The following is a 9,204-nucleotide window of genomic DNA, read 5'->3' on the forward strand; positions in this document are numbered from 1 at the left end:
AAGCTCGATCCGGAACTGGTCGATCTCGCCACCCACATCATCGACAAGAAGCAGGCGAAGTTCGATCCGAGCGGCTTCGAGGATCACTACGAGGAGGCGCTGCTCGCGCTGATCGAGGCCAAGCGCAAGGGCAAGAAGCCGCCGGTCGCGAAGCCGGCCGAGCGTCCCACCAATGTCGTCAACCTGTTCGAGGCGCTGAAGAAGAGCCTCGGTGAGGAGGACTCGCCGCGCGAGCCGCCGCGCAAGAGCTCTTCGCAGCGCAAGGCTTCGCCCGGGGCCGGCAAGCCGACGAAGAAACCTGCCGCTGCCAAGACCAGGAAGAGTGCCTGACCCGCCACGGAGGGCGCCATGGCCAATCTCGATCTCTACCGTTCGAAACGCGACTTTTCACGGACGCGGGAGCCGAAAGGCGCGGCGAAACGCCGGAGCAGGGCGGAACAGGCCGGCGGCGCCTTCGTCGTCCACAAGCATGCTGCCCGCCGCCTGCATTACGATCTCCGGCTCGAGCATGGCGGCGTGCTCTGGTCCTGGGCGGTGACGCGCGGCCCGAGCCTCGACCCCGCCGAGAAGCGTCTCGCGGTCCATGTCGAGGATCACCCCCTCGAATATGGCGGCTTCGAGGGCACGATTCCCGAGGGCGAATACGGCGCCGGCTCGGTCATCATCTGGGACGAGGGCAAGTGGATCCCCGAGGGCAACCCCGCCGGCGGCATGGAGAAAGGCCATCTCGCCTTCACGCTCGAAGGCCACAAGCTCGGCGGCCGCTGGAAACTGGTGCGGCTGAAGTCCCGCCGTGGCGAGAAGCGCGACAACTGGCTGCTGATCAAGGTCGACGACGATTTTGCCCGTGATGATGAGGATATTCTCAAAACCGCGCCGGACTCGGTGGTTTCGGGCAAGAGCGTCGAAGAGGTTGGCGACGATCCCGCAGGCGACGTCTGGTCCACCGACGAGAAGCCCGCTAAAGGGCGTAAGCCCCGAGGCACCAAGTCCAGCACAGCAAGATCCAAGGTATCCGGCCGCCCGGCCAAGATTGAAGCCGAGCCGCTGCCGCGCTTCGTCGAGCCATGCCTCGCGACCCTGGAGGACAAGCCCCCAGCCGGCGAGCATTGGCTGCACGAGGTCAAGTTCGACGGTTACAGGCTGCAGGCGCGGATATCCGGGGGAAAGGTCAGGCTGCACACTCGTACCGGCCTCGACTGGACCGATCGCTTCCGAGACCAGATTGCCGCTGCCTTCGCGGCACTTCCCTGCGACACTGCGCTGATCGACGGTGAAGTCGTGGCGCTGGGCAAGGACGGCATCTCCTCATTTTCAGCGTTGCAGGCGGCCCTATCGGACGGCGAGGCCACTGACCTCGTCTTCTATGCCTTCGACCTGCTCCATCTCGACGGTGAGGATCTGCGGGCGGAACCGCTGCTCGCGCGCAAGGAAAGGCTGGAGGAGCTGCTGCAGGCTACGAAACCCGACGCCGCCCTGCGCTATAGCGAGCACTTCGTCGAGCCTGGCCAGACCATGCTCCGCCATGCCTGCCGCATGGGGCTCGAAGGCGTGATCTCGAAGCGGGTCGACGCGCCGTATCGCAGTGGCCGGGGTCGCGACTGGATCAAGTCGAAATGCACGCAGCGCCAGGAATTCGTGATCGCCGGCTATGTCCCGTGCAAGGCCTCGCGCAACCAGCTCGGCTCGCTCGTCCTCGGTTATCATGAAGGCGGGGAACTGAAGCCGGCAGGCCGCGTCGGCACCGGCTTCACCCGCAAATCGGCCGCAAACCTGAAGCGGCGGCTCGACGCGATCGCCGCTGAAACCGCGCCTTTCGAGGGGGCGGCGGGGCGCGAGCGTGGTATCGTCTGGGTCAAGCCTGAACTCGTCGCCGAAATCGCCTTCGGCTCCTGGACGGCCTCGAAGACGCTGCGGCATTCGGCCTTCCTCGGCCTGCGCGAGGACAAGCCGGCTGATGAAGTGATCGAGGAGAAGCCGGTCAAGGCTGCGGCGAGCAGGACGCGATCAGCGGCAAAGCTGATGCCGCCGAGGGCATCCCGGCGGGAGACCACAGTGACGTTGAGCAATCCCGACAAGCCGCTCTGGCCCGATATCGGCTTCACCAAGCAGAACCTGCTCGACTACTACGCCAGTGTCTGGGAGCGCATGGCGCCCTTCGTCGTCGAACGACCCCTGAGTCTGCTGCGCGCGCCGGACGGGATCGGCGGCCAGGTCTTCTTCCAGAAGCACGCCGGCGCCGGGCTGCACAAATCCGTCTCCCGGATGAAGGACAAGGATGGCGAGGAGCTGCTCTTCATCCGCGATTTCGATGGTCTTGCGGCGCTCGTTCAGCTCGGCACGGTCGAGATCCATCTCTGGAACGCGAAGGTGGATGCCGTCGAAACCCCGGATCAGGTGATCTTCGACCTCGACCCGGACAAGGGCGTGCCCATGGAGCGGGTGCGCGCGGCGGCGCTGACGGTCCGCGCTCGCCTTGATGAGCTCGGTTTTGCGAGCTTCCTCAAGACCTCCGGCGGCAAGGGTTTCCATGTTGTGATGCCGCTGAAGCCCAAGGCCGGCTGGGACGAGATCAAGGCATTCGCCCGCGGTTTCGCCAAGGCGATGGAGCAGGCGCAGCCGAAGCTCTACACGGCGACCCTGTCGAAACAGGCGCGCAAGGGTCGGATCTTCGTCGACTATCTCCGCAATGGCCGCGGTGCGACTGCGATCGCCCCCTATTCGACGCGGGCGCGGCCGGGTGCACCAGTAGCAATGCCGGTTGCGTGGGCTAGATTGGGCCAGCTCGCGCCGGACGCGTTCAAAGCCGGCACTATAGGTGCAGGCGAAAGTGAAGACGAAGCTTGGCGCGGCTTCTTCGAATTAGCGAGAACACTTACCGGGCGTCGCGATGCCGAGTAGCGTCCTCCATGGCGTCGCTGAAGGCGTCGGCTGCAGGTGTTCGGGCGGATCACTGTTGAGGGTGATGTTTGGATTGCTCCTGAGCGGCGCGAGCGAGCAGAGCTTCCAGCTGAGCGAGCGCCGCCGGCGACAGGATTAGTTCGACGTCCGCGTCAGCTTCTGTTTCAAATTTGACCAAGGCCCCTTCGCCTGGGTCACCGCTGACGGTGATCTTTGAGACGCTGACGACGGGGATTTCGACAACGGGCTTTTCTGGCATGTGGCTATTGAGCTCCAGACCGATTTTCAAGGCAAGTGCTCGAGAGCAAGGAACCTGCACCGTTCTCCGATGTTGCGAGGAGGACGCGGAGGTTCTGACATGCGAATCGAGAGCAAGGAAGAGTTTGCTGCCGCAGCTGCCCGCGCCAACGCGCTGAGTGACGCAGCTGAGGGCACGCCGGCGGCTGATGAGCTCGCGGCGCTGGTTTCAGCGATCCGAAACTGGGAGGCGCGTCGAAAGACCGAAGGTCACGGCGCCGAAGAGAATCCCGAGCCGGGCACGAACCGCAGTCCCGATGACCTCCCGTTTTCAGGACTGCCGGGCAACCTCGGCAAGCTTCGAGAGTAACCGTCCGGTCCCAGTCTGGAGCACGAGGGAGGCATCGATGGGCAAGACAACGATCGAATCTGAAAAGACCGGCGGGCAAGCTCGCAGGAGCGCAGATAGTCGCCCACGGCCAGGAACTGACATTCCCGAAGCCAAACCGAAAGGCGGGAGCGTGCGAACCTCGAGGGAGGAGGCCTCCAAGGGCGAACGGAAGCCATCGGAGTCGTGGAGCCCGATCGATCCAGGCCGGCCGACGCAGGACGATTAAGTGGCTTCATCCCCCCAGGGTCGATAGAGCGCCTTCATATTTCGCGATCAACCTTTCACGCGTATCTGAGGGCAGCTGGGCCAGCCGGGTACGGCTTAGATTGTCTTTGAGATCCTCGACCGTAACAGGGCGAGCGAGTACGTTCGCCGCGGCTCGGTGAATGAAATCGCCGTAGGGCTCGTCCTCTGGCACGGCTCCCCATTCGAGCCAGCCGTTGGGCTTTCCGATGGGAATGTAAGGTGAACTCGAGCTTGCTCTTGCCGGTCAACCAGAACGCTTCCTGCGATTGATTTTGGCGCGCCTGCTGGGATGCTGGCGCTGAACGTGATTAGGCGCAAGGCGACTGGTAGACCCCTTAGCGCACTTTCATTCGCGCCCGCAAAGGGAAGTTGCAGCCGCCCCTGGTTGCCGCCAACATTGCTGTTTCGTCAGGAACCAATTGGCGTCAGATGCGTTGACAGAGATCAAGGAGTAAAAGGGATGCGGCGAGCCTCACCGCGAACTAGCGCCAGATCGAACTGTGAGGGCGTCGTCTCTCATCTGGATCGGTGGCGTGCTTCTTGGCTGCCTCCCCCCAATGTTCTTGGTGTTGAACGCCAATATGCATGCCCGCTATCCGCATGGATGGCGGGTTTTTCTTTGCCAATCTTAGCGCGATCGCTTGGACGATCGTTGTCGATGGAACGCTGATCGTGGAAACCGCGATCAAACTGCTTCTGATTTCTGCAGGGATGCTGGGTGTTGCCGGTGCAACTTGGTTAATCGCCGAAAAATGGAAACTCTGATCGGCGGCCACATTAACTACATGCCGCATGGGCTCGGGACCATCTGGCAGGAAATGCCGGTCATCAGGATTCCGTCATTGCGCCGTCGCTCGGCATGGAGCGACGGGAAGTCTGTCGGAGGGATTTCAGTAGCGATGAGTCAACGATGCGGCAGTCAGTTCCGCGCTGGCGCCGGCATCCTGCAATCGATTCCATCTCGGCTTCCCGAATAGAGCGCACTCGCGCTTTCCAAGCACATGCGCCGTTCCTGCCCAAAGCGAAGGCTTTCGGGCCTGCCTGAATATCATACCGAGCGTAATGGTCCTGACATTTGTACCCCATGCCGCGCGGCATGGCGCTTGCTGACGTGCTCAGCGCTAACAAAGCAATCCCCCCGACTGCCAAAGCCACAATTGTCACGCGTGATCTCCACATTTTGGCCGCACTTCGTACTTGGCTGGAGCTAAGCTCCTGCGTCAAGTCGGCTCGTCTCGTACCGCGATGCTAGAGGAACGATGGGCCGACTGCGGACCGGCAGCGCGCAAATCGCTGTGCTAACCCGCCACCAGCAGCCCGCAGTCGCCTGGTCCTCGCAAGGGCTGCCCTCCTTGGGCGTTTCTCCCTGACTGGCCCGGTCTCGCTCGCGCCAGCGGGGCTTTTTTGTTTGGAGATGCCGCCCTCCGTGCAGCCCCTGTCCATGGTCTGCATGTCATTTGACATAGTGTGCAGCTCGAAGTGCGATTAAGCGCGAGGAATGCGAGAAATTGCTTCCGACCTGGTCCCGGTCCTAGCGGATCGATATGCCGCTTTGGCAAAAGAGGCTTTTGAAGCTCAGGCTTCGCTTGGCCGAGGCGGGGACGCCGAGCGGAAATGCGACTGGATGGCGTTTGCGGTGGCCCAGAAAAAGGTCTGGGAACTCATGATTGAGATTCGCGCCATTCAAGATCGAACGGCTGACGAAGCATAGATCTCGTCTCGCTTGGACTAAGGGCGATTATATTCGTCGGCAGGGGAGGGTAAAATGCCATTTCGATCATTGACCGACCCGGTCGATCTGGCCCGCGCATTTGCAGCCGTCGAGGAAGCCTGGGCAGAAATCCGATCGTCTTCACATGATCGAATGGGCACCGAGGAGCAGGAGCGCGAGCGCCTCAAGTTCATTGTCGCAAGCCTCGTTCCTATGGTGCTTGACGAGCAGGAGTTGGTGGCGCGAGCCGTTGAGCAATTTACCCGCACAGTCCGAACAAGCAGCGTTCTGTCCGGGCCTGAGAACGAGGAACCGCGCGCGCGGTAGTGCGTTACGACGATGGCGCTCTGAAGTCTCTTTCGTGCGCCAGGCCTGCGGCCCTCTTTCTTTTGAGCGGAGGCGCTCCGTGTTGCGTTGGGAAGCGTGTCATGGAAACAGATCGCGTCGAAAACATCGCTAGGGCGCTTTGCCGATCGGCAGGCTTTGATCCAGACGCCCTTCTTCCTCCTGAAATGAACTATGCATTGATGTCTCCGGCCCGAGAGCGGCTACCCGCGTGGCAGCGCTTTCGACGCGCTGCGGAAGTCTATTGTCAGGCCGGCGGTTATGAACATGCGGGCGAGCCGCAAAAACGTCCCGCCAGGATGCCTTCGATTTAGGGCTTCTGGGACGTATAGGATCGCAAATCCCTCGAGGACAGGCTGTGACGCATTGCCACCGTTCTGCTTCGACTGTTGATCTGACGCAAGGCCCCCTGTTAACGCCTGATCGAACTCTAGACAGAGGGCAAAAATCTGGACAGGTCTAGTGGTTACGGGCGGAATGCTAAGCGTTGCTGCCGTTACCTGGTGGGCCACTCGGCACTGGTCTCTTTAACCGCGCATGCAATCTCATTCTGGCGCCCGGTCCCGTTCACATCGGGGCCGGGCGCCTTTTTGCGTTAACGGGCGCCGTACGAGCTTCCGCGCCGGCTGCTCACGAAAGCGGTAACGTCGGGTGCGAGGATGTCGCGGCGTTCCGCCCATGAAGCGAAGAGCCCTCGTGCGGTCTCGATTTCGATTTCTCCACGGACCGCTGCAAGGCAGCCTTTCAACGCCAAGGGATGGGTTGCATCACGCTGCGCGACCGGCCAGTCGGTGAGAAACATATAGGCCTCCATAGCAGAGGAAACCGCCGTAGGGACGCCGAACCGGGTCAAGATGACGACCGGGCGTGCGAATTGGTCTGACAGGAGTGCCAAAGCCATATCCTCCTAGAGCAACATGGTTTTAGAGTCGCAGCGGAGCGAGAGCTGCGCGCTGGCGGCGCAGATAGATTTATTGCCCGAGGGGACCAGTTCAAGACGGCGAGGCCGCGCTCCTTTCTCGCGCATATGTCGAGCGCCTGGGCGGCGCTTGCAGGCTTGGTACGTTGCTCTACATCTGCCCTGGGATATGCCTATGGGAGACGCAGATGCCATTCAGTTCGTTGACGGATCCGGTCGATCTGGCGCGAGCGGGCGCAGCTCTGGAAGCGGCCTGGACCGCGATCAAGGTGCAGCAACCTGAGATTGACGAAAAGGAGCGGGAGCGGCTGGCATTCATCGTCGCCAGCCTCGCGCCGCTTGCAATGGATGAGGAAGACCTTGCGAAGCGGGCGGCCGAGAAGTTCCGTTCTTGAAATCCCTTGCCCGAGTGTGACGAAGAAGAGCCCCGCCAGCGCACGCCAGCGGGGCTTTTGCTTTTCGTGCTCAGGCGGCCTCGAGATGGCCGATGCCGTCCACCAGCATGTTGCAGCCGCGGCTGGCGAGACCCCACTGACGGGTGACGACGCCGGTCGCGGTGGTCAGGACGCCGCCCGTGGTGAGGGCGATGCCCAGGATCTTCTGGCCGATGCCGGCGCCGGCCACGGTGTCGAGCTCGTCATCGGTCAGGGCGATGGAGGTGTCGCGGGCGGTGTCGAAGGCGTTGGTGGCGGTCATGGTCGGTTTCCTCTCACTTCCGGCCGGCAACTGCTTCGTCCGGCCTGATGAGAGGCATTTGACCGTCTTGCGCTTACACGCACCTTACAGCCGCCGCGGGCATGGCTTGGAAGAGATCGGTCCGGTTGATGGCAAGGCTAGAGCGGTAAAGCTGGCGGTCGGTGGCGCCGTCTGCAGTGCCCGCCTGCCAGGGGTTAGGGATACCGCAGAGGATGAAGCCGATCGTGAGGATCACCAGACCGACGGCAAGCAGCCATAGGGCCGTTGGAGAAGACATCTCTAGCGTCTCCGGTCGAGAATGCGAAACACATTCGATATTGCGATCTGTGCTCAACGGCCGCCCCCGCTTCAGCCGATTCTCTCCGCACAAAAATTGGCCCCACTGGCTCGCGCGCCCGCAGGGCCTATTTGCAAGTTTAGCGGGCGGTTTTTCTGCTCCGATGCGCCCGATACAACCAAGCAGGGCGTTTTATGGCGCCGAGGATCCGACGGTCGGTCGAACGTACGGAGTTGCGTTGGCATCGAACTGCGTCCAGCCCTCCCGCTCATAGTCGGCCCGGCGCTGGACCATATCGATCGGGGTTGCACGGTCCATGATCGCCTCCGCTTCGGCGACGCGACCGTCAGCGGCACGAACCGACACAACCGATCCACCACGCCGAACGCTTTCTGCGTAGACGTGGGCTTCGCGCTCGTCGACGCCGGCACTGGTCATCGCACCGATAATGCCCCCCGCAGCCGCGCCCGCTGCGGCACCGGCGGCGGTCGCCGCTAGCCATCCGGCCGCTACAACGGGTCCGATACCGGGAATGGCGATCATCCCGAGGCCCGCGAGCAAACCGGCGGCTCCGCCGACACCAGCGCCAATTCCAGCACCTTCCCCTGCGTTGCTGTCATCGCCGTCATCGTTGCGAGGCCCGATCACGCTGATTTCAGAATCCGAGAAGCCGGCCCTTCCCAGGTCCTCCACGACTGCGGTCGCCACTGCGTAATCATCGTAAGACCGAGTGATTGTGCGAGTCATTGCAGATCTCCTTACAGAATAAACGGTCAATGGCGGGTGATGTTGCCGCGATAATCCACGCTCACGGTGACCGGCTGGCCGCCATGCGTGGCCGTGCCCTTCCAGACGCCGTTGTCGTCCTTCTTGAGCTCGCTGATGGCGCTGTATCCGTTGGCCTCAAGGCGGCTCTTGGCCTGGCCTTCGGTGAAGCTGTTCGCTCCCGGAAGCGGAGCATTCGCATCCGCCGGGGCTGGCGCCGGAGCAGGCGATGTCGTTGGTGTCTGGGCGTAAGCTCCGAGAGCGAAAAGCGATGCGACGATCGAGGCACTGAGTTGCCTTTTCATAGCGTCCTCCCACAGAATTCAGGCCAGATGGCCGATGCTAGGGGAACGGAGCTTGTGGGAAGATGTTCCCGGCAATCTGGTGGGCGCTTGGTTCTTTGAGCCGCGATGCCCCGGCACACTATGGCTTCAACCGGCATGAACCGCGGCTGACGATCTCGATCGCGCGCAGCGCATGATCGAGATTCTCGAATGTTTGCGCGACCATGTCCCCTAGAAGATAGGAAACGCGTTCGGTCGGCACTATTCGAACTTGGCCGGGACCTAGGGCCCAGACTCATAACCAGTAGCTGACGATCGCTGCGATGCAGACGGCGGCGAGGAAGTTGACGGCGTTTCGGTCGTATCGGGTTGCGACACGGCGGAAGTCCTTGAGGCGGCAGAACATACGCTCGATAGCGTTGCGGTCGCGAT

At 62.2% G+C, this 9,204-nt stretch carries 11 protein-coding genes and 2 pseudogenes; 6 read left to right on the plus strand and 7 right to left on the minus strand.

Translation table 11 applies throughout. From position 1 onward, the window contains the following. Nucleotides 1–330 (plus strand): annotated as a pseudogene (locus tag J0J10_RS00645) (non-homologous end joining protein Ku); the annotation flags it as partial. 18 nt (nucleotides 331–348) lie between these two features. Then, nucleotides 349–2,901, plus strand: coding sequence for a DNA ligase D (gene ligD / locus J0J10_RS00650; protein ID WP_291644426.1), 2,553 nt, complete (start codon nucleotides 349–351; stop codon nucleotides 2,899–2,901). A gap of 49 nt (nucleotides 2,902–2,950) precedes the next feature. Here the strand turns inward: ligD and J0J10_RS00655 are convergent, their stop codons facing one another. Continuing rightward, nucleotides 2,951–3,190, minus strand: coding sequence for a hypothetical protein (locus J0J10_RS00655; protein WP_291642767.1), 240 nt, complete (start codon nucleotides 3,188–3,190; stop codon nucleotides 2,951–2,953). A gap of 69 nt (nucleotides 3,191–3,259) precedes the next feature. On the opposite strand from J0J10_RS00655, the gene J0J10_RS00660 reads away from it, so the two are divergent. The 3 genes from J0J10_RS00660 (at nucleotide 3,260) to J0J10_RS00670 (ending at nucleotide 5,813) form a co-directional block, all read left to right on the plus strand. Further along, nucleotides 3,260–3,508 carry a hypothetical protein gene (locus tag J0J10_RS00660; protein ID WP_291642769.1) on the plus strand — a complete coding sequence of 83 codons (249 nt, stop codon included), beginning with the start codon at nucleotides 3,260–3,262 and terminating at the stop codon, nucleotides 3,506–3,508. A gap of 852 nt (nucleotides 3,509–4,360) precedes the next feature. Continuing rightward, the gene (locus J0J10_RS00665; RefSeq protein ID WP_291642771.1) at nucleotides 4,361–4,540 is read left to right on the plus strand and encodes a hypothetical protein; all 180 of its coding nucleotides are present in this window, start codon (nucleotides 4,361–4,363) and stop codon (nucleotides 4,538–4,540) included. A gap of 1,000 nt (nucleotides 4,541–5,540) precedes the next feature. Continuing rightward, a complete protein-coding gene (locus tag J0J10_RS00670) occupies nucleotides 5,541–5,813 on the plus strand; it encodes a hypothetical protein (RefSeq protein ID WP_291633066.1) in 273 nt (90 codons plus the stop codon). A 613-nt stretch (nucleotides 5,814–6,426) separates the two neighbouring features. Here the strand turns inward: J0J10_RS00670 and J0J10_RS00675 are convergent. Then, nucleotides 6,427–6,732, minus strand: coding sequence for a DUF982 domain-containing protein (locus J0J10_RS00675; RefSeq protein ID WP_291633064.1), 306 nt, complete (start codon nucleotides 6,730–6,732; stop codon nucleotides 6,427–6,429). Between the two features lie 206 nt (nucleotides 6,733–6,938). Here J0J10_RS00675 and J0J10_RS00680 point away from each other — a divergent pair, with 206 nt between their 5' ends. After that, a complete protein-coding gene (locus J0J10_RS00680) occupies nucleotides 6,939–7,145 on the plus strand; it encodes a hypothetical protein (RefSeq protein WP_291633062.1) in 207 nt (68 codons plus the stop codon). A gap of 70 nt (nucleotides 7,146–7,215) precedes the next feature. On the opposite strand, the gene J0J10_RS00685 is transcribed toward J0J10_RS00680, so the two are convergent. The 5 genes and pseudogenes from J0J10_RS00685 to J0J10_RS00705 all read right to left on the minus strand — a co-directional run. Beyond that, on the minus strand, nucleotides 7,216–7,446 hold the full coding sequence (locus tag J0J10_RS00685; RefSeq protein WP_291639579.1) for a hypothetical protein: 231 nt from the start codon (nucleotides 7,444–7,446) through the stop codon (nucleotides 7,216–7,218). Nucleotides 7,447–7,519: 73 nt separating this feature from the next. Then, on the minus strand, nucleotides 7,520–7,723 hold the full coding sequence (locus J0J10_RS00690) for a hypothetical protein (RefSeq protein WP_291633058.1): 204 nt from the start codon (nucleotides 7,721–7,723) through the stop codon (nucleotides 7,520–7,522). Between the two features lie 192 nt (nucleotides 7,724–7,915). Further along, nucleotides 7,916–8,470: a hypothetical protein gene (locus J0J10_RS00695; protein WP_291633056.1), complete on the minus strand. Its 555-nt coding sequence runs from the start codon at nucleotides 8,468–8,470 to the stop codon at nucleotides 7,916–7,918. Between the two features lie 26 nt (nucleotides 8,471–8,496). Further along, complete coding sequence (locus tag J0J10_RS00700) at nucleotides 8,497–8,793, minus strand: PepSY domain-containing protein (protein WP_291633054.1); 297 nt, start codon at nucleotides 8,791–8,793, stop codon at nucleotides 8,497–8,499. A gap of 274 nt (nucleotides 8,794–9,067) precedes the next feature. Beyond that, nucleotides 9,068–9,204, minus strand: a pseudogene (locus J0J10_RS00705) (IS5/IS1182 family transposase); the annotation flags it as partial.

The sequence above is a fragment of the Allobosea sp. genome (assembly GCF_017308075.1).
Taxonomy (GTDB): domain Bacteria; phylum Pseudomonadota; class Alphaproteobacteria; order Rhizobiales; family Beijerinckiaceae; genus Allobosea.

Excerpts from the sequence above, each read along its gene's own strand:
- ligD (WP_291644426.1), top strand. The coding sequence starts at position 349 with ATGGCCAATCTCGATCTCTACCGTTCGAAACGCGACTTTTCACGGACG.
- J0J10_RS00660 (WP_291642769.1), top strand. The coding sequence starts at position 3,260 with ATGCGAATCGAGAGCAAGGAAGAGTTTGCTGCCGCAGCTGCCCGCGCC.
- J0J10_RS00665 (WP_291642771.1), top strand. The coding sequence starts at position 4,361 with ATGCCCGCTATCCGCATGGATGGCGGGTTTTTCTTTGCCAATCTTAGC.
- J0J10_RS00670 (WP_291633066.1), top strand. The coding sequence starts at position 5,541 with ATGCCATTTCGATCATTGACCGACCCGGTCGATCTGGCCCGCGCATTT.
- J0J10_RS00675 (WP_291633064.1), bottom strand. The coding sequence starts at position 6,732 with ATGGCTTTGGCACTCCTGTCAGACCAATTCGCACGCCCGGTCGTCATC.
- J0J10_RS00680 (WP_291633062.1), top strand. The coding sequence starts at position 6,939 with ATGCCATTCAGTTCGTTGACGGATCCGGTCGATCTGGCGCGAGCGGGC.
- J0J10_RS00685 (WP_291639579.1), bottom strand. The coding sequence starts at position 7,446 with ATGACCGCCACCAACGCCTTCGACACCGCCCGCGACACCTCCATCGCC.
- J0J10_RS00690 (WP_291633058.1), bottom strand. The coding sequence starts at position 7,723 with ATGTCTTCTCCAACGGCCCTATGGCTGCTTGCCGTCGGTCTGGTGATC.
- J0J10_RS00695 (WP_291633056.1), bottom strand. The coding sequence starts at position 8,470 with ATGACTCGCACAATCACTCGGTCTTACGATGATTACGCAGTGGCGACC.
- J0J10_RS00700 (WP_291633054.1), bottom strand. The coding sequence starts at position 8,793 with ATGAAAAGGCAACTCAGTGCCTCGATCGTCGCATCGCTTTTCGCTCTC.